Genomic DNA, 19,066 nt, shown 5'->3' with positions numbered 1-19,066 from the left:
CTCGAAGGTTCACGGCCCGACCGTTTTTGGTGCTGTCTACATGGAGGCGATGAGGCGATCCACGCGCTCGTCGACCGAGCGGAACGGGTCCTTGCAGAGCACCGTGCGCTGGGCCTGATCGTTGAGCTTGAGGTGCACCCAGTCGACGGTGAAGTCGCGCCCGGCCTCCTGCGCGGCGGTGATGAAATCACCACGCAGCTTGGCGCGGGTGGTCTGCGGTGGCGTGGTGACCGCCGCGTCCACGGCCTCGTCCTCGGTGATCCGCTTGGCCAGGCCCTTGCGCGCGAGCAGGTCGAAGACGCCGCGGCCACGCTTGATGTCGTGGTAGGCGAGATCGAGCTGAGCGATCTTCGGGTCGGACAACTCCATGTTGTAGCGGTCCTGGTAACGCTGGAACAGCTTGCGCTTGATGATCCAGTCGATCTCGGTGTCCACCTTGGCGAAGTCCTGCGCCTCGACCGCGTCGAGCGTGCGGCCCCACAGATCCACCACCGCGTCCACCTGCGGATCGCGGTCGCGGTTGCGGAGGTGCTCGACGGCGCGGGCGTAGTACTCGCGCTGGATGTCGAGCGCCGAAGCCTGACGCCCGCCCGCCAGCCGCACCGGACGCCGGCCCGTGAGATCGTGCGAGACCTCGCGGATCGCGCGAATCGGGTTGTCCAGAGCGAAGTCTCGGAACGTCACACCCGCCTCGATCATCTCCAGGACGAGCGAGGCCGTGCCCACCTTCAGCATGGTGGTCGACTCGGCCATATTGGAGTCGCCGACGATCACGTGCAGGCGCCGGTACTTCTCGGCGTCGGCATGCGGCTCGTCCCGCGTATTGATGATCGGCCGGGACCGGGTGGTCGCCGAGGAGACGCCCTCCCAGATGTGCTCCGCGCGCTGCGAGAGGCAGAACGTGGCGGCCTTGGGCGTCTGCAGCACCTTGCCGGCGCCGCAGATGAGCTGACGGGTCACCAGGAACGGCAACAGCACGTCCGAGATGCGGGAGAACTCGCCGGCCCGCACGACCAGGAAGTTCTCGTGACATCCGTAGGAGTTGCCGGCGGAGTCCGTGTTGTTCTTGAACAGGTAAATATCGCCGCCGATACCTTCCTCTGCGAGTCGCTGCTCGGCATCTATGAGTAGATCCTCGAGCACCCGCTCACCGGCCCGGTCGTGGGTTACCAACTGCACCAGGCTGTCGCATTCGGCCGTCGCGTACTCCGGATGCGAACCGACATCGAGGTAGAGCCGGGCACCGTTGCGGAGGAACACGTTCGAGCTACGGCCCCAAGACACCACCCGGCGGAACAGATACCGGGCCACCTCGTCAGGGCTCAACCGACGGTGGCCGTGGAACGTACACGTCACACCGAATTCGGTCTCGATCCCCATAATTCGTCGCTGCACCCTATCGACATTACAGCGATGAGCAGCGTCAAGAGGGTGGTCGAGCAGACATGATGCAAACGTCTTGGCAACGATTTCGCACGGGATGTCATACCGCACCCGGTGTAGCCAGCGAAAAAGCAAGGCCCCTTTGCACTCTGCTAGGCAGAGTGCAAAGGGGCCTCATCCCGGATATCGGGATTCGCTTCGGGCCTAGGAGGGGTCGCCCGCTCCCGGCTTGTCGGCCTCGGCGGCAGCCTTGGCCGTGGCTTTCTTACCGGTGATCAATTCCTGCAACGCCGCACCCTGCACCCGGCGGAAGGACCGCCGCGGCCGGGACTGCTCCAGCGTCGCCACCTCGAGCGAGGACGAGCCGACGGTCCGCTTCTCCTTGTCACCCTCGGGAACGGCCTTCTGCAGCGCCTGCATGGCCACGGTGACCGCGGAATGCAGGTCCATGCCCGCCTGGTAGGAAGCCTTGAGGGCGGTGACGATCGGCTCGGTATTGCCGCCCATCACCACGAATTCCCGTTCGTCGACAATGGATCCGTCGAAGTTGATCCGGTACAGCACCGAGTTCGATTCCTGCTCCGGATAACCCACCTCCGCGACACAGATCTCCACCTCGAACGGCTTGAGCTGATCGGTGAAAATCGTGCCGAGGCTCTGCGCGTAGAGATTCGCCAGGAAGCGCCCGGTGACATCGCGCCGGTCGAACTGGTAGCCGCGCAGATCCGCCTGCAGAATGCCGCCGCGGCGCAGGCTTTCGAACTCGTTGTACTTGCCGACCGCGGCGAAACCCACCCGGTCGTACAACTCACTCACCTTGTGCAGTGTGGCCGAAGGGTTCTCGGCCACGAACACCACACCTTTGTCGTACACCAGCACCACGACACTGCGGCCACGTGCGATGCCCTTGCGCGCGAGCTCGGTCTTGTCGCGCATTATCTGTTCGGCCGATGCGTAATACGGCAGTGTCATGCTTCGCCGCCCCCTTCCGCGGCCAGCGCGGACCGATCGTCCACGACCGTGCGCGTGATCCCCGCCAATCGATCCTCGGTAACCTCAACGGAGCCTTCGGAATCGATGACGATCGCCGTCGGATAGATGCCCCGCATGGTGTCGGGGCCGCCGGTGGCGGTGTCGTCATCGGCGGCGTCGAACAGCGACTCCACGGCGATGCGAAGCGCCTGGTCCTGATCGATACCGCGACGGTAGGTCTTCTTCAGCGACGACTTGGCGAACAGGGAACCCGACCCCACCGCGGTGTAACCGAAGCGCTCTTCGCTGCGACCGCCGACCACGTCGTAGGACACGATGCGGCCCTGCTTGTCCGCGTCCAGCGCGTCCGGATCGAAACCGACCAGCAGCGGCACCACCGCGAGGCCCTGCAGGGCCGCGGGGAGGTTGTCGCGCACCATCTTCGACAGCTTGTTGGACTTGCCGTCGAAGGTGAGGGGGACGCCCTCGATCTTCTCGTAGTACTCGAGCTCCACCGCGAACAGGCGGATCATCTCGATGGCCATGCCCGCGGTGCCCGCGATGCCGGCCGCGGAGAAGGTGTCGGTGATGTACACCTTCTCGATGTCACGGCTGGCGAGCAGGTTCCCCTGGGTAGCCCGGCGATCGCCGGCGATCAGCACGCCGCCGCGGAAGGAGACCGCGACGATGGTGGTGCCGTGCGGGGCGATATCCGCCGGCGCACCCGAGGGAGCGCCGGCGCTACGGAAATCATTGCCCGGCAACAGTTCCGGGGCGTGCATCCGCAGGTATTCCGAGAAGGAGGATTGGGCGAACCCCGTCTGGAGCCGCAGGGGGTCACCTTGGGTCACTGGCCGCCCTTCTGCACGTAGGCGCGGACGAAGTCCTCCGCGTTCTCTTCGAGGACATCGTCGATCTCATCGAGCAGGTCGTCGGTTTCCTCGGCCAGTTTCTCGCGGCGCTCCTGTCCGGCAGCACCGTCCCCGACTGGGCCCTCGTCCTCGTCGCCACCACCGGTGCGCTTGGTCTGCTCTTGTGCCATAGCAGCCGACCTCCTCTGTGATCATCGGCGAGCACCGGTGATTACCCGATGCTCGTTCCACAACACTACCTATCAGCGGGGACAACATGCCGGATTAAACCCGAATGTGGCTCCGCCGCGATCTTCCGTACGCAAGCCCTAGTGCGTGAGTTGGCGCACCAATTCCGCGGCGGTGTGCACTCCGTCCAGGAGTTTGCCGACGTGGTTCTTGGTGCCGCGGCGCGGTTCCAGCGTTGGAATCCGCACGAGCGAATCCCCGCCCAGGTCGAAAATCACCGAGTCCCAGCTGGCCGCGGCGATATCGGCGCCGAAGCGGCGCAGGCATTCACCGCGGAAGTAGGCGCGGGTGTCGGTGGGCGGGTTGGTCATCGCCTCGAGCACGTCCTGCTCGTTGACCAGGCGCTGCATCGAGCCGCGGGCGACCAGCCGGTTGTAGAGGCCCTTGTCCAGGCGGACATCGGAATACTGCAGGTCCATCAGGTGCAGTTTCGGGGCGGCCCAGGTCAGGCCCTCGCGGTTGCGCATGCCTTCCAGCAGGCGCAATTTGGCGGTCCAGTCCAGCAGATCCGCGGTCTCCAGCGGGTCGCGCTCGAGCAGATCCAGGACATGGGCCCACTTCTCGACGACGTCCTGCACGCGCGGATCGTCGTTGCCGATGCGGTCCATGTACTTCTCGACGCGGTCGAGGTAGATGCGTTGCAGCGCAAGGCCGGTCAGTTCGCGCCCGTCCGAGAGCGCGACGGTGGCGCGCAGGGTGGGATCGTGGCTGATGGTGTGCACGGCGGTGACCGGGCGGGCCAGCTGCAGATCCGAGAGATCCTCACCCGCCTCGATCAGATCGAGCACCAGCGCGGTGGTGCCGACCTTCAGGTAGGTCGACCATTCCGCCAGGTTGGCGTCACCGATGATGACGTGCAGGCGGCGGTACTTGTCGGCATCGGCGTGGGGTTCGTCACGCGTGTTGATGATGCCGCGCTTGAGCGTGGTCTCCAGGCCGACCTCGACCTCGATGTAGTCCGCGCGCTGGGAGAGCTGGAAGCCGGGCGTATCACCGGACTGCCCGATGCCCACGCGGCCCGAACCACACACCACCTGACGCGAGGCGAAGAACGGCGTGAGCCCCAGAATGATCTGGTTGAACGGCGTTTCGCGGCTCATCAGATAGTTCTCGTGGGTGCCGTAGGAGGCGCCCTTGCCGTCGACATTGTTCTTGTACAGCTGCATGCGCGGGGCGCCCGGCACGCTGGAGGCATAGCGGGCGGCCGCCTCCATGACCCGCTCGCCGGCCTTGTCCCAGATGACCGCGTCGATCGGGTCGGTGACCTCGGGCGCGGAGTATTCGGGGTGGGCGTGATCGACGTAGAGGCGGGCCCCGTTGGTGAGGATCATGTTCGCCGCACCGACCTCGTCGGCGTCGATGACCGGCGCGGGCCCGTTGAGCCTGCCGAGATCGAAACCGCGCGCGTCGCGCAGCGGGGATTCCACCTCGTAGTCCCAGCGCGTGCGCTTGGCGCGCGGCACGCCCTCGGCCGCGGCATAGGCGAGCACCGCCTGGGTGGACGTGAGAATCGGGTTGGCCGACGGCTCGGAAGGCGTCGAAATGCCGTACTCGACCTCGATTCCGATGATGCGCTGCATGGTGACGAGCCTAGGCGACGCCGGCGCGAATCGGGCGCGCCCGGGTCAGGGTTGCCCCGGAATCCCTGGTCATTCCGGAGAGGGATGCGCCGTCGTCCTCACGAGCGATCCGCCCGCACCCACCCGCGCGGCACGATTGCCCCCATGGCCGAACCGCTACCCCCGATTCCCTCAGGCGGTTCGGCCATCTCGGCGATCGAGGCCCCGAATTCCGTTCCTGGACATGCGGGTTCGTCCCGGCTGCCCGCGCTCGACGTGCTGCGCGGCATCGCCATCCTGGGCACATTGGGCACCAATATCTGGATCTTCACCGATGCCGACGGACTGCTCGGCTACGTGCGCGGCGCCGATCAGCCCGCCGGGGCCTGGCTGTGGACGGAAAAGATCCTGGAACAGCTGGCGCAGGGCAAGTTTCTGGGGCTGCTGACCATCATGTTCGGCATCGGGCTGGCAATTCAGCAGCAATCCGCGGTGCGCGGCGGGCGGCGCTGGCCGGGCGGCTATCCGGTGCGGGCGGGGCTGTTGTTCCTCGACGGGCTGGTGAATTTCCTGTTCGTCGCCGAATTCGACGTGCTCATGGGCTATGCGGTGACCGGGCTGGTGGTGGCGTTCATCCTCGCGCGCAGCCCGCGGGCGCAGCGCCGGTGGCTGATCGTGGCGGCGAGCATCCACCTCGCGATACTGACCGTTCTCGGGGTGGGGATGGCGCTTGCGCCCCACAAGGATTCGGGCCCGCCGACGCGGCTGGCGCCGAATCCCTATGTGGACGGCTCGTTCTGGGATCTGGTGGTGTTCCGCGTCCAGCACGCGCTGGAGTTCCGGTTGGAGCCGATCTTCATCTTCCCGATGTCGATCGCGTTGTTCCTGCTGGGTGCGTTCCTGTTCCGGACCGGGGTGTTCGAGGCGCGGGGTGCGCGCATCCGCAAGCGGCTGATGATCATCGGTTTCGGCATCGCCGCGCCGATCGATCTGATCGCGGGTGTGCTCGGCGACAATCTGCTGCTGACCCGTTACGGCACCGCGCCGTTCGTGTCGCTGGGCATTCTCGCGCTGGTCGCGGAGTTCTACACCCGCCGCCCCGCGCCGGGTGTGGTCGCACGGCGCTTCGCCGAGGTCGGCCGGATGGCGTTGAGCTGCTACATACTCCAGAACCTGGTGTGCGGATTCCTCTGCTACGGCTGGGGTCTCGGCCTGACCTCGCTGGTATCGCCGAACGCGCGAGTGCCGTTCACCGTCGGCGTCTATCTGCTGGTCTGCGCGCTCATGCTGGCCTTCGCGCACTTCTGGTTGCGCCGCTTCGCGCGCGGCCCGGTGGAGTGGCTCTGGAATCGCGGCTACACCGCGCTGACTCGCTGAGTCAGGCGCGCGCGACCTCGGCGCGGGCGATCACGTCGGCGATCACCGTATCGCGGGTGAGCGGGACGTCCAGGCTGCGCGCATTGCCTTCCAGCAGGGCCAGCACCGATTCGGTGAGGATGCCTTCGACCTGTTCGGAGGTGAGGGTGGGGGCGGCGCGCCAGCTGTTGACGACGCCGTCGACGAACCCGACCATGCCGAAGGCCATGGGGCGGGCCCGATTGCGGTCGATGCCGAAGCGGCTCAGGGATTCGGCGAACAGGTCGGCGAGCTGACCGCCGATGCGGTCGCGGGCGCCGGCCAGCGCACCGGAGGATTCGCTGTGCGGGTCGGCGGCGGTGAGGAAGCGGTGCAGATGCGGGTGGCGTTCGATCCAGCCGACATAGGTGCTGATCGCGCCGCGCACAGCGTCTTTCATGGTGCCGTCGGGGCGCAGGCGCGGAAGCAGTTCGGCGAGCAGCGATTCCAGGATGTGGCGGCGGATGGCGTCGTCGAGGTCGGCGCGGCCGTCGAAGTGGCGGTAGACGACCGGGCGCGGCACGCGCAGGCGATCGGCGATCTGCTGCACCGAGATATCGGTGCCGTGCTCCTCGATGACGGTGACGGCGGCATCCAGCATGTCGGCGCGGCGGCGGGCCTTGTGGCCGTTCCAGCGAGTGCTGCGGCCGTCGGCGGCGGGCGGCGTGGGTGAGCTGGTACCGGTCATTCGCCTCACGATACCTACCCGTTCATTGACCGCTACAGCATGTAGCACTAATCTGAGTGTAACAGCCTGTATCAGTAAAAGAGTCAGGAGCCGTCATGGGCGACGACGTTGTCACCAAGGACGCGGCAATCTCCCGCGAGTCCTTCGCACAGCGCCTGCTGATCGGATCGGTGAAGAAGTCCTACGACCCCGTGGTCGACATGGACTGGGACGCACCGCTGGACCCCGGCAAATTCTTCCTCCCACCCGAGGTGGTCTCCCTCTACGGCACCCCGCTGTGGGACGCCATGACCCCCGAACAACGCCGCGAACTCTCCCGCCAGGAACTGGCCAACGTGCTCTCGGTGGGCATCTGGTTCGAGAACCTGCTCAACCGGCTGCTGCTGCGCGAACTCATGTCCGGCGACCCCACCTCGCGGCACGCGCACTACACGCTCACCGAAATGGGCGACGAATGCCGGCACATGATGATGTTCGGCAAACTCATCGACCGCATCGACGCGCGACCCTACTGGCCCAGGCCCGCAGGACGACTCGTGATCAGCTCCCTGCAGGTGTTCCTGCGCGGGTCCATGGTGTGGGTGGGCGCACTGGTCGGCGAGGAGATCTTCGACGCCCTGCAGCGGCGCACGCTCGACGATCCGGAACTACAGCCACTCGTGGCGCGCGCCATGCGCATTCACGTCACCGAGGAGGCGCGCCACATCGGGTTCGCACGAGATGCCCTGGCGCGCCGCGTACCCGAGCTGTCGCGTTCCGAAATCGCCTACACGCGGCTGTGTGTCGCGGTGGCGGCGCCGCTGTTCGTCTACCTGCTCACCAACCAGCACATGTACCGGCGGGCCGGTCTGGACGATCCGCGCGCCGCGCGCCGGGTGGCGCGGCGCAATCCGGCGGCCAAGCGCGCCTTGGGCATCGGGGCCGCGAGCCTGGGCGCCTTCCTGGAGAAGCAGGGGCTCATGGGCTCGATCGGCAAGCGGATCTGGCAGCAGCAGGGGCTGCTGTGAGGTTCGGGCGGCGCCGCAGCCGCCACGCGGATCTACCCGAGACACCCGAACCCGAACCGGCGCCGGAGTATTCGGGGCCGGCGCTGCTGGACGCACCCGGTATCGAGGTGGCCGTGACGGTCAGCCTGAACGGGCATCTGGACCCGATAGACGGCGTATTTCACTGGTACGGGCGTATTTCCGCGGCCGAAGGCGTCGACATGCCGGATCCCGGGCGCGGGCAGGTATTCCTGACCGTGCCCGGCAGCGCTCCCGCGCGGGGCGTGCTGCAGGAGCGCGATCCCTGGGACAATCTGCGCATCACCGGCGTGGGCACGCCGCCGTTTCCGTTGGAAGCGGCCTGATTCCGGCGAGGCAGGCTCAGGCGGGCAGGCCGACGAGGTCGGCCATGGTGTCGATGGCGTAGTCGAAGAACGGACCGGCCGGATCCATGCTGTTGTTCAGCTGGCCGATCAGTTCGAAGGTCACCACGCCGAACATCTGCGTCATCGCCAGGAACGTGCGCGCCACAGTCGATTCCGGTAGGCCGGGCCCGATCATCGCTGCGATGGCGGCGGATTGGGCCGACAGGTCCGGGGCGAGGGTCTCCTGCGTGGGCGCGAGGGCGCCGTCCTGCCATGCGCGAAACACCAGACCGAGGATCGCGACGCCGGTCCGGGATGCGGGGCCGATGGTTTCCTGCGGCGCCTCGTAGCCGGGCACCGGCGAGCCGTAGATCAACGCGTACTCGTGCGGATGCGCACGGGCCCACGCGCGCACGGCGCCGGCCGCGGCGCGCCACTGCGCGCGCGGCGTGGCCGCGTTCTCGACGGCTTTCTCCACGTCCTCGCCGAGGGCGTTGTACGCGTCGATGATCAGCGTGGTGAGCAGCTCGTCGCGACTCGGGAAGTAGCGGTACAGCGCGGAGGAGACCATGCCCAGTTCGCGGGCGATGGCGCGCAGGGAGAGTGCGGCGGCGCCGGATTCGGCGAGCTGGCGGCGGGCGGCGTCGGTGATCTCGCGGGTGATTTCGGCTCGGGCCCGGGCGCGGGCGGTGCGGGGGACGCTCATTCGGACAGTGTGCCACGTTTCGGATCGGCAGCATATTTCGAGAGCACTGCTCTTGACAGTCGGGTCCGGATGCGTGGACACTGTCCTTATCAGAGAGCACTGCTCTCGCATCGAGCGAAGGAACACCTCATGGACGCCCACACCGCCGCCACCCGCTACCTCGGCCCCACCGGCCTGGACCCGATCATGAACCGCATCTTCAACCTGGTCCCCCGCCTCGGCATCAGCGTCGCCGGCTCCCGCCTGCTCGCCGTGCGCGGCCGCAAGACCGGCGAATGGCGCACCACCCTGGTCAACCTGCTGACCACCTCCGACGGCACCCGCTACCTCGTCGCCCCGCGCGGCCACACCCAGTGGGTGCGCAACCTGCGCGTCGCCGGCACCGGCGAACTGCGCTTGGGCCGCAAAACCGAAACCTTCACCGCCGTCGAACTCCCCGACGCCGACAAGATCCCTGTCCTGCGCGCCTACCTCGAGCGCTGGGGCTGGGAGGTCGGCAAGTTCTTCGAAGGCGTCACCAAGGACGCCACCGACGCCGAATTGGCCGACATCGCACCGGGTTTCCCGGTCTTCGCCCTCTCCTGAGAACGCGCTCAGCGCAAGGCGTCGAGGGATTCCTCGTCGCGGGCTACGTAGGCGCGGCCGGCGGCGGTGATCACGATGGGGCGCTGGATGAGGCGGGGGTGCGTCGCGAGGGCTTCGATCCAGCGGTCGCGGCCGGCGGGGGTTTTGGCCCACTTGGCGAGGCCCAGTTCTTTGGCCTGGGCTTCGGCGGTGCGGGTGATCTCCCAGGGTTCGAGGCCCAGTTTGCCGAGGGCGGCGCGGATTTCGGCGGCGGTGGGAGGATTGTCGAGGTAGCGGCGCTCGACGTAGTCGGCGCCGGTCTCTTCCAGCACCGCCTTCGCGGTGCGGCTCTTCGAGCACTGGGGGTTGTGCCAGATTTCAGTCGCTGCCATGGCTGCAGCCTAGGCGGAACGCTGTCAATACCAATCCACGACCCAGTGGTACGGGCGCATCCAGTACAGGCTGGCATCGGGCGGAATCGGCGTGCCCCACCGTTGTTCGGCGGCGACGAGCAGGCCCTGGTACTCCGGGGGCGGCTCGCCCTCGTGGATCTCTTCCAGGTGCCGGCGCCAAGTGTTGATCATCAGCGGCACGGCCTGCTGATCACTCTCGTAGGCCCACTCGACCGACTCGAACATGAGCGTGTCGACCGCGGCATTGCTGGCATTGCGGTCACCGGTGCTGAGCGAGTGCAGGAATGCGGAGATGAGTTTGTAGGCGATCGCGTCGTGGCGCGAGGTCTGCCCGTTCTCGAGCGCCCAGATACCGCCGTAGGTCGGGCCGTGCTCATCGATCCAGACCGCATGCGCTTCGGCGAACCGATCATCGAAGATCAGCGCCGTCAGCAGGCTGAGCACCGACTTGCCGAGAATCAGCATGTCCGGATTGCCGGTCGAGACGGCTTCGTCGATCAGCGCGCGAAAGGCGGCCGCGGCGACCGCGGGCCGTCCCGCTTCCAGCAGCGCATCGGCGGTCTCGCCACCGGCAACCTGATCTGCGGGCGGCTGTTTGGACCCCGGAATGAGGTTCACTCCCCCGGTGGTCGGCAGCAGCTGCGTCGCGGTCGTATCGGCCGGTGAGGACACCCCGATCATCGACAGCGACGGCACACCGGTCAGCGGATCCTCCGAAATCAGTGGCCGCTCACCGCCCGGTGGCACCAGCGGGCGGACCTCGGCGAGCACATCCTGCGAGTTCAGCATCGTGGTCTGCGCATCACTCGATGCCGCGAACTCCGACGGCGGATACAGCGGGGCCTGTCCCCCGCCGAACGGATTACCCTCTCCCGGACCGCCTACCAGCGGATTCCGCGCGGCCGCCGGCTGAAAGTAGGGATCGGGCGCACCAGGCCCACCGGCGAATGAACCTGCCGGACCAGGAAACTCGAACTCCGGATCAGCGGCATTCACACCACCGCCGAAGGAACCCGCGGGCCCCGCGAACTCGAACTCCGGATCAGTGGCATCCACACCACCGGCGAAAGAACCCGCCGCGCCCGGAAACTCGGGCTGCGGGACGCCCGTACCGACACCACCGGCGAAGGAGCCTGCCGGGCCCGGAAATTCGACCCGCGGCTCCCCCGCAATGAACGAACCTGCTGCGCCCGCGAATCCGGGCTGCAGATCACCGGCATCCGGAGCGCCGGGCGGCTGGTTCGTCAGGCTCGGAGTTCCGGCCAGCTGATCGGCGTCACTCAGGCGGTCTGCCAGCGGGTTTGCGCGGTCCGCGATTCCCGGCGACGGATCGACCAGGTTCGGTTCGGCGGCCGGAAAGTGCGGTGTGCCGGGAAATCCCGGCGGCGGGTCACCGGGAATGGGGCCGCCGGTGAAGGGTCCTGCCGGGCCTGCGAAAGCGGGCTGTAGATCGCCGGCACCCGGGCCGTTGACCGGCGGGTAGGCCGGGCCGGGAGCTCCTGCCAGATCGATCGGGGGCGGGCCGGCGGGTGGTGCGCTGGGGATTCCGAGTGGGGCGTCCTGCATGACCGGGGAGTTCTGCAGGTATTCCAGTGCCACGCGCGCGAATTCGTTGTCGTGGCTGGTCAGCCAGTCGCGCCCGGCGCGGAGCAGGTTGATCTGGTGGGCGCCACCGCCGTTTTCGATGGCGGCGCACAGGGCGTAGTAGCCGTAGGCGCGGGGTTCGTCGCGGCCTTCGCCCTCCACGACCAGCAGTTCGGCGTATCTGCTTGCCAGGTCGTGTCTTTCGATGTCGCCGAGCAGGGTGCAGGCGGTCATGGCCGCCATCAGCACTTCGTCGTGGTCGCCGTGCGCGCGGCGCAGGTCGATGCAGCGGTCGGCCATGGTGACGGCGCTGTCGGGGCGGTCGAGCTGGGTGGCGGCCTCGATGGCCATCGAGTACATGGTGGCGAGGGTGGCGGGCGGGATGTCGGCGGGGAACCGGGCGGGGCCGTGTTCGGCCAGGTGCAAGGTCTGGGCGAAATCGCCCGCGGCGAAGGCGGACCGGAAGCGGTAGGAGACGATCCAGCCGTAATCCTTGGGGTCGGGCGCGGTGGTCAAGGCGTCGTCGAATGCGGTCAGGCGCGCGAGGGCAGCATCGGCCTGCCCGGCATCCAGCATGCCGCTCGCCTCGTTCATCACTTCGACGAACGCACTTCGATCCATGGCCATGTCGCCTTCCCGCATAATTCAGCCCCGGATCGTATGGCGCACCGCACGACTCGCGGGCGCAGTGAGGGCAACGTCATAGTTTGAAATCGCCCCGCATGACCGGCCTTGCGCCCCAGTCACATTCGTCACCCTAACCCGCACCCCCGACAGTGGAGCAAAGGCGCAGGCACTGCCGTTGTTTCGCAGTGCCCGCACCTCGCTGTGCGACTTCTCCAGGCTAGCTCAGGCCGGAACCTTGTCCAGGAAGCCCTGTACGCGGCCGATGCGGCCGTCCTCAAGGGTGATCACATCGAAGCCGATCACCAGCGGTTCGGTGGCGCCGGGCGCGCCGAGGGTCCAGGTGAACCGGGCGATGTCGTGATGCCCGTCGACGGGTCCGAGCCCGAATTCCAGTCCCGCGAACTGTTCCTGTGCGCCGGCGACCATGGCGTCGACGGCTTCGGTGCCGCGGAGGTCCACCAGCGGATCGGTGAATTCCACGTCCGTCACGTACAACTCGTCGATCAGTGCGCGGCGCTTGCCCGCGTCCTTCTCGTTCCAGGTGTCGATGTAGCGCTGTGCAATGGTGTCGTATTCGCTCATGCGCCAAGCTTCTCGGACTCGGTGCATGGAGTCGATTACGTGTCAGGTAATGCTGTGGCCTGCCACGATGGCGTTCTAGACGTCGTAGTAGAGCTCGAATTCGTAGGGGTGCGGGCGGATGTTGATCTCGGCGATCTCGTTGTCGCGCTTGATGCGGATCCAGGTGTCGATGAGGTCCTCGGTGAACACGCCGCCCTGGGTGAGGTATTCGTGATCGGATTCCAGGCGATCGATGACCTCGGAGAGGCTGCCCGGCGTCTGGGTGACTTCGGCGCTCTCCTCGGGGGTGAGTTCGTAGAGGTCCTTGTCGACCGGGATCGGCGGCTCGATCTTGTTGGTGATGCCGTCCAGACCGGCCATCATCATGGCGGCGAAGGACAGATAGGGGTTGCCGGAGGAGTCCGGGCAACGGAATTCGAGGCGTTTGGCGGCCGCGCTGGTGCCGGTCACCGGAATTCGGACGGCGGCCGAGCGATTGCGCTGGCTGTACACCAGATTCACCGGCGCCTCGAAGCCGGGCACGAGCCGCTTGTAGGAATTCACGGTCGGATTGGTGAAGGCCAGCAGGGACGGCGCGTGATGCAGCAGCCCGCCGATGTAGTGCCGGGCCAGATCCGACAGCCCCGCGTAGCCCGCCTCGTCGTAGAACAGCGGTGAGCCGTCCTTCCACAGGGATTGGTGCACGTGCATGCCGGACCCGTTGTCGCCGAACAGCGGTTTGGGCATGAAGGTGACGGTCTTACCGCCCGCCCAGGCGGTGTTCTTGATGATGTACTTGTAGAGCATGAGGTCATCGGCGGCGGCGAGCAGCGTGTTGAACCGGTAGTTGATCTCGGCCTGGCCGGCGGTGCCGACCTCGTGGTGGCCCTTCTCCAGGTCGAAGCCCGCGGTCATGAGATTGGTGCACATCTCGTCGCGCAGGTCCACGTCGGCGTCGTAGGGGGCGACCGGGAAGTAGCCGCCCTTGGGCCGCACCTTGTAGCCGCGGTTGGGTGTGCCGTCGGGGTTGTGCTCGGCCCCGGTGTTCCAGTCCGCGGAGACGGAATCGACCTCGTAGAACGCCCCGTTCATGGTGGTGTCGTAGCGGACGGAGTCGAAGATGTAGAACTCGGCCTCGGGCCCGAAATAGGCGGTGTCGGCGATGGCGGTGGAGCGCAGGTATTCCTCGGCCTTGCGCGCCACGTTGCGGGGGTCGCGGCTGTAGGCCGCGCGGGTGTGCGGGTCGTGCACGAAACAGTTGATATTGAGTGTCTTGGCGGCCCGGAACGAATCCAGTTGCGCGGTGCGCAGGTCCGGCAGCAGCAGCATGTCGGATTCGTGGATGGCCTGGAATCCGCGGACCGAGGATCCGTCGAAGGCGATGCCGTTCTCGACCAGATCCTCGCCGAACATGCTCGCGGGTACGGAGAAGTGCTGTTGCACGCCGGGGACATCACAGAAGCGGATGTCGACGTATTCGACTTCCTCGGCGTTGATGAATTCCTGCACTCCATTGGTAGTAGGGGTGATCACCGCTGGCTCCTCACGGCCGCACCGCTACCCGATCGGACGGCTCCCGGTGGGTATCCGGCGGTCCTCATTAGTGCTAACACGATACGTCGATCGCGGTGGCGTCCGGACTCGAATTCGCCTGCGTAACAAGATCATTCGTTAATTCTGGGATACGCGGTCCGCAGGCGCGATATGGCGACGGTAAACCTTCCCCATAGACTTGTGCATCATGCACAAACTGAAAAGCGCAGTTCTTGTCCATTGCCACTGGTTCCGGGCGCCCTTTGTGCGGTCTGCTGGATAGCATCCCGAGGGCACGCCTGCCCTCGTCGACGCTCGAGCCCTGAGGTAGGTCGTGAATTCATCAACGGTTGCCGGCCCCGCCCCGCGCACGCTGTGCGAGGCGTTCCAAGCCAATGTGACCCGCTATCCGGACGCGGTCGCACTGCGCACCATGGGCGGCGGCACCACCGTCACCTGGCGCCAGTACGGCGACCGGGTGCGCGCCATCGCCACCGGACTCGCGGCCCGCGGCATCGGCCACGGCGACACCGTCGCCCTGATGCTGACCAACCGGCCCGAATTCCATCTCATCGATACCGCCGTGCTGCACACCGGCGCGACACCGTTCTCGGTGTACAACACCAATCCGGTGGATCTGCTCGTCTACCAATTCGGCAATGCCGGCAACAAAGCCGTGGTATGCGAGGGCCAGTTCGCGCCACAGGTTTTGCAAGCCGTGGAAAAAGCGGCGGCCCAAGGCATTAACGTAGAGCTCGTGATCTGCGTGGACGAGGACGTGGCGGGGACGGTCTCACTTGCCGCGATCGAGGCGACGGAGAACGAGGACTTCGATTTCGAGGCCGCCTGGCGCGCAGTCGATCCCGAGGATCTGCTCACCATCGTCTACACCTCCGGCACCACCGGCCCGCCCAAGGGCGTGGAGTTGACCCACACGAACTTCCTGGAGAACGCCCGCGTGGTCGAGGAGTTCGGCGGCGGGTCGACCGAGGATCGAGTGGTCTCCTATCTGCCGGACGCGCACGCCGCCAATCGCTGGTTCGCGCACTATCTCTCGATGATCACCGGCGCGCAGATCACCACCTGCCCCGACCTGAAGAAGGTCGCCGAGGCGCTGATCGAGGTGCATCCGACGGTGTTCCTGGGCGTGCCGCGGGTGTGGGTGAAGGTCAAAGCGGCACTGGAGGATCGGTTCGCCACCGAACCGAGCCCGATCAAGCGCCTGCTGGTGGACTTCGCCATTCGCACCGGCCGTGCCCGCGCCCGCGCGATCTCCGCGGGCCGCAGCCAGAACCTGCTGGAGAAGGCCCAATTCCAGCTTGCCGACCGCCTCGTGCTGTCGGCCGTCCGCGAGCGGCTGGGCCTGGACAAGGTGCGCATCGCCGTCACCGGGTCCGCGCCGATCCCGAAGGACACCCACGAGTTCTTCCTGGGCCTGGGCCTGCCGCTGTGCGAGGGCTACGGCATGACCGAATGCACCGCCGGCGCCACGGTCGGGCGCCCCGAACGCATCAAGATCGGCACGGTCGGCACCGCGCTGCCCGGCGCCGAGGTCCGCATCGCCGAGGACGGTGAGGTGCTGGTGCGCGGCAAGATGGTGATGCGCGGCTACCGCAATGCGCCCGACAAGACCGCCGAGACCATCGACGCCGAGGGCTGGCTGCACACCGGCGATATCGGCGAACTCGACGCCGAGGGCTACCTGTCGATCGTCGATCGCAAGAAGGAACTCATCATCAATGCGGCCGGCAAGAACATGTCGCCGACCAATATCGAGAACACTGTGACCGAATCCACACCGCTGGCGGGCACGGTGGTCGCCATCGGTGAGGGCCGCGCCTACAACACCGCACTGATCCTGCTGGACCCGGATCTGGCCGCCGCCTTCGCGGAGCGCCACCAGCTACCTGACCGCACCATAACCGCCCTGGCCACGGATCCGACCGTGCTGGCGAGCCTGCAGGAGGGCATCGATGCGGCCAACACCAAGCTCTCCCGGGTGGAACAGATCAAGAAGTTCGCAGTCGTCCCGGAGGTGTGGACACCGGGCAACGACTGCCTCACGGCGACCGGAAAACTCAGGCGCAAACCCATAGCTACCGCATACGCGGCTACTATCGAAGCGCTGTACGCGTAGTAGGAGAGTTATGCAGACGCGAACCCGGGACCGAGCGCTGGAAGAGCTGTATCGGCGTGCGGTTGCGGCCAGGGAAGAATTCCCGACCGCGCTGCCGCCGTACCGAACCCTGCCGCAACCGCTGGTCGCCAGCGGTTTCGAACGCGGGGCCAAGCTGAATGTCGACCTGTTCTTCGACTTCCTGCGCAGCGGCATCACCCCGACCGAGGACGACACACGAGAAATCGTGGAGATCGCGGTCGGGCGGGTTCGCGACGGAGAACCCCTCGAGGAAGTGCTCGGCCGCTATCGCGCCGGGGCCGAGCACATTTGGCAGCGCCTGCGCGATGCCGCCTCGACCGCCGAACGCGAACTGCTCGCCGATGCCGCACTCCCCCTGCTGCACTACGTGACCGTGGTGACCACGCGCATCGCCACGGCCTACGTGCAGCGCGTGCACGATCCGCGCTGGGAGCTGCTGGAACGGCGCCGCACCATCGCCGATGCGCTGCTGACCGGCCACGATCCCATCGAATGGGCCGACGAACCAGCGATCGCCGTGCCCGATGCCTTCCTCGTCGCGGTCTTCCGGCTGAGCTCGGCGCGCATTGCCGATACCAGCGAACTGCGCCATCGCATCGAAGCCATTCCGGGGGTGTTCCTGCGCCTCGACAGTGGCGGCTGGACGGCGCTGCTTCCTTTGCAGCCCGGCGATGACGGGACCGCTACCGCGGGGTCCCTGGCTTCGCGGCTGCCGATGCTGCCTTCTGGGCAGTCTGCACAAATCGCGCATCGCGCGAACCCGCCCGCGCCGTTCTGGGTGGGGGTGTCCATGGCGCGCACTCGTGCGGAGGTTCCCGAGGTTTTCGCCGAGGCTCGCCTGCTCGCGGAACTGGGCCGGTGCCTGGATCGGCCGCAGGTGGTGTGCCGGCGCGCGGATCTGATGTTCGAATACACCGTCGCCGCAGGCGGTTCGGCGCGGGCCGGGCTGGCCGCCGTGCTCGCGCCCCTCGATACGCAGCCGCTGCTGGCGGAGACGCTGGAAGTGTTCGTGGACACCGGTTTCAATCAGCTGGCCACGGCACGGCTGCTCAATATCCACCGCAATACGGTCACCTATCGGCTGGCTCGCGTCCACGAGCTCACCGGCCTGGATCCGCATCGGCCCACCGATGCCATGACATTGTCCGCGGCGCGGATTGCCCGGCGACTCGAATCGGCCTCGTTCGCACCGTGATTCGCGGGCCGGTGGTCAGTGCACGGTGACACGATGCAGTCGAGGTAGGGCACGCAACAGGATCCAGAGCCGCACCGGGTTCGTGCCTTTCAGGCGGCGCAGTTGCTTGGAGGCGTCGTCCACGGCTTCGAACGCGTACGGGATCATTTCATCCTGGTAGGCCGTCAGCGCTTGTTCGAGTGATTCACCTTGCGCGACGGCATGTTCCAGTTTGCTCGCCAGCAGGGCTGCATCGCGCAGGGCGGTATTGCCGCCGTGTGCACCCGCCGGAGGCATCACGTGGACCGCGTCCCCCATCAGCGTGACTCGCGACAATTGCCACGTGCGCGGGCGCTGCGCGATCACCAGCGGCACTCGCATCGTGAATTCCGGCTGGGATTCGGCGATGAGTTCCCTTATCGCAGGGTGGAATTCGCCGACCAGGTCGGTGGCGAATTCGTGCAGTTGCGCCGAGGTGGGCTGGGAATCGGTGAACGGTTCGTCGCCGCCGGGAAAGACCAGACCCCACATCACATAGTCGTCGTCCACGGGTGCCTCGGTGTCGGGCGCGAGCCGCGCGAACGCCGCCGAGGGCCGCTCGCGAAATCGCATGGAGGTGAAGAACACCGATCGTCCCGGCTGGTCGCCGATGGCCAGTACCCCGCTCGAGGTGAGCGTCGGCGGCATCATGCAGCGGTCTCCGACCTGTAGTGGAGTGCGGCCGTACAGCGCGCGCATGCCCGAATCGATCGGTTCGCAATCGGGTAGCACCGCGGCCCGCAGTGCCGAGCCGATGCCGTCGGCGCCGACGATCACGTCAGCACGCGTCGAGGTGCCGTCGGCGAAGTGCAGTGTCGCGCTGTCGTTGTCCTGCTCGACGCCGATCGCGCCCTTGCCGAAGTGCACGCGGTCCTCGAGGCCGCGCAGCAGGATCGTGCGCAGGGTCTGGCGATCCATCTGGCCGGTCTGGTCGGTTTCGTTCTCGTCGAAATGCAGGGCGAACGCGTCGCGCAGGTCCTTGTTGGTGAACCGGAAGTATCCGCCTGGCGCGCCGGAGACCGCGGATATCAGCTCGAACAGTTCGGCCGGAACGCATTGCCGCAGGGCCGCTCTGCCGTTCTTGTCGACGGTGACGCGGTAGCCCTGGCGGCGTACGACCGGGCCGGCGTCACGCTCGTAGACGTGGACGTCGATCCCCGCGCGGTGCAGGGATTGCGCCAGACACAGCCCGGCCAGGCCGGCGCCGGCGATGGCGATCGAGGGTCGGGAGTTGCTGGTATCCATGGTATTTCCGCCTC

General features: G+C 66.9%; 18 protein-coding genes. 6 read left to right on the top strand and 12 right to left on the bottom strand.

Features of this window, described 5'->3' with window-relative positions:
• Positions 1-36: 36 nt before the first annotated feature.
• From pafA to dop, 5 genes are all read right to left on the bottom strand, one after another.
• On the bottom strand, positions 37-1,395 hold the full coding sequence (pafA, locus tag ACH438_RS31945; protein WP_397011981.1) for a Pup--protein ligase: 1,359 nt from the start codon (positions 1,393-1,395) through the stop codon (positions 37-39).
• A 192-nt stretch (positions 1,396-1,587) separates the two neighbouring features.
• Positions 1,588-2,355, bottom strand: coding sequence for a proteasome subunit alpha (gene prcA, locus ACH438_RS31940; protein WP_397011979.1), 768 nt, complete (start codon positions 2,353-2,355; stop codon positions 1,588-1,590).
• Positions 2,352-3,206: a proteasome subunit beta gene (gene prcB / locus ACH438_RS31935; RefSeq protein ID WP_397011977.1), complete on the bottom strand. Its 855-nt coding sequence runs from the start codon at positions 3,204-3,206 to the stop codon at positions 2,352-2,354. Before prcB ends, prcA begins: the two co-directional genes overlap by 4 nt.
• Entirely contained in the window at positions 3,203-3,397 is a 195-nt protein-coding gene (locus ACH438_RS31930; RefSeq protein WP_397011975.1) for a ubiquitin-like protein Pup, read from the bottom strand. Before ACH438_RS31930 ends, prcB begins: the two co-directional genes overlap by 4 nt.
• Before the next feature lie 138 nt (positions 3,398-3,535).
• Positions 3,536-5,035: a depupylase/deamidase Dop gene (dop, locus tag ACH438_RS31925; RefSeq protein WP_397011973.1), complete on the bottom strand. Its 1,500-nt coding sequence runs from the start codon at positions 5,033-5,035 to the stop codon at positions 3,536-3,538.
• Between the two features lie 144 nt (positions 5,036-5,179).
• Between dop and ACH438_RS31920 the strand changes: the two genes are divergently transcribed.
• A complete protein-coding gene (locus tag ACH438_RS31920) occupies positions 5,180-6,391 on the top strand; it encodes a DUF418 domain-containing protein (RefSeq protein ID WP_397011971.1) in 1,212 nt (403 codons plus the stop codon).
• 1 nt (position 6,392) lies between these two features.
• Here the strand turns inward: ACH438_RS31920 and ACH438_RS31915 are convergent, their stop codons facing one another.
• Positions 6,393-7,097 carry a TetR/AcrR family transcriptional regulator gene (locus ACH438_RS31915; RefSeq protein ID WP_397011969.1) on the bottom strand — a complete coding sequence of 235 codons (705 nt, stop codon included), beginning with the start codon at positions 7,095-7,097 and terminating at the stop codon, positions 6,393-6,395.
• 95 nt (positions 7,098-7,192) lie between these two features.
• Between ACH438_RS31915 and ACH438_RS31910 the strand changes: the two genes are divergently transcribed.
• Entirely contained in the window at positions 7,193-8,104 is a 912-nt protein-coding gene (locus tag ACH438_RS31910) for a diiron oxygenase (RefSeq protein WP_397011967.1), read from the top strand.
• Entirely contained in the window at positions 8,101-8,448 is a 348-nt protein-coding gene (locus ACH438_RS31905) for a DUF4873 domain-containing protein (RefSeq protein WP_397011965.1), read from the top strand. Before ACH438_RS31910 ends, ACH438_RS31905 begins: the two co-directional genes overlap by 4 nt.
• Before the next feature lie 16 nt (positions 8,449-8,464).
• Here the strand turns inward: ACH438_RS31905 and ACH438_RS31900 are convergent, their stop codons facing one another.
• Positions 8,465-9,154 carry a TetR/AcrR family transcriptional regulator gene (locus tag ACH438_RS31900; protein WP_397011963.1) on the bottom strand — a complete coding sequence of 230 codons (690 nt, stop codon included), beginning with the start codon at positions 9,152-9,154 and terminating at the stop codon, positions 8,465-8,467.
• Between the two features lie 129 nt (positions 9,155-9,283).
• On the opposite strand from ACH438_RS31900, the gene ACH438_RS31895 reads away from it, so the two are divergent.
• Positions 9,284-9,739 (top strand): nitroreductase family deazaflavin-dependent oxidoreductase, encoded by a 456-nt coding sequence (locus ACH438_RS31895; protein ID WP_397011961.1) that lies wholly within the window; start codon positions 9,284-9,286, stop codon positions 9,737-9,739.
• An 8-nt stretch (positions 9,740-9,747) separates the two neighbouring features.
• On the opposite strand, the gene ACH438_RS31890 is transcribed toward ACH438_RS31895, so the two are convergent.
• The 4 genes from ACH438_RS31890 to glnA form a co-directional block, all read right to left on the bottom strand.
• Entirely contained in the window at positions 9,748-10,110 is a 363-nt protein-coding gene (locus ACH438_RS31890) for an arsenate reductase family protein (RefSeq protein WP_397011958.1), read from the bottom strand.
• A 24-nt stretch (positions 10,111-10,134) separates the two neighbouring features.
• Positions 10,135-12,336, bottom strand: coding sequence for a hypothetical protein (locus ACH438_RS31885; RefSeq protein ID WP_397011956.1), 2,202 nt, complete (start codon positions 12,334-12,336; stop codon positions 10,135-10,137).
• A gap of 228 nt (positions 12,337-12,564) precedes the next feature.
• The gene (locus ACH438_RS31880) at positions 12,565-12,924 is read right to left on the bottom strand and encodes a nuclear transport factor 2 family protein (RefSeq protein WP_397011954.1); all 360 of its coding nucleotides are present in this window, start codon (positions 12,922-12,924) and stop codon (positions 12,565-12,567) included.
• A 75-nt stretch (positions 12,925-12,999) separates the two neighbouring features.
• Complete coding sequence (gene glnA, locus ACH438_RS31875) at positions 13,000-14,436, bottom strand: type I glutamate--ammonia ligase (protein ID WP_397011952.1); 1,437 nt, start codon at positions 14,434-14,436, stop codon at positions 13,000-13,002.
• 334 nt (positions 14,437-14,770) lie between these two features.
• On the opposite strand from glnA, the gene ACH438_RS31870 reads away from it, so the two are divergent.
• Positions 14,771-16,573, top strand: a complete 1,803-nt coding sequence (locus ACH438_RS31870; protein ID WP_397011950.1) for an AMP-dependent synthetase/ligase — start codon at positions 14,771-14,773, stop codon at positions 16,571-16,573.
• Between the two features lie 10 nt (positions 16,574-16,583).
• Positions 16,584-17,789 carry a PucR family transcriptional regulator gene (locus tag ACH438_RS31865; protein ID WP_397011948.1) on the top strand — a complete coding sequence of 402 codons (1,206 nt, stop codon included), beginning with the start codon at positions 16,584-16,586 and terminating at the stop codon, positions 17,787-17,789.
• Positions 17,790-17,804: 15 nt separating this feature from the next.
• Here ACH438_RS31865 and ACH438_RS31860 read toward each other — a convergent pair whose 3' ends face one another.
• Positions 17,805-19,052, bottom strand: coding sequence for an FAD-dependent oxidoreductase (locus tag ACH438_RS31860; protein WP_397011946.1), 1,248 nt, complete (start codon positions 19,050-19,052; stop codon positions 17,805-17,807).
• Positions 19,053-19,066: the final 14 nt, after the last annotated feature.

This window comes from Nocardia sp. NPDC020380 (assembly GCF_044386975.1).
Taxonomy (GTDB): Bacteria; Actinomycetota; Actinomycetes; order Mycobacteriales; family Mycobacteriaceae; genus Nocardia.
The sequence above is the reverse complement of the archived record's forward strand: the minus strand, read 5'-3'. Positions and strand labels throughout refer to the sequence as shown.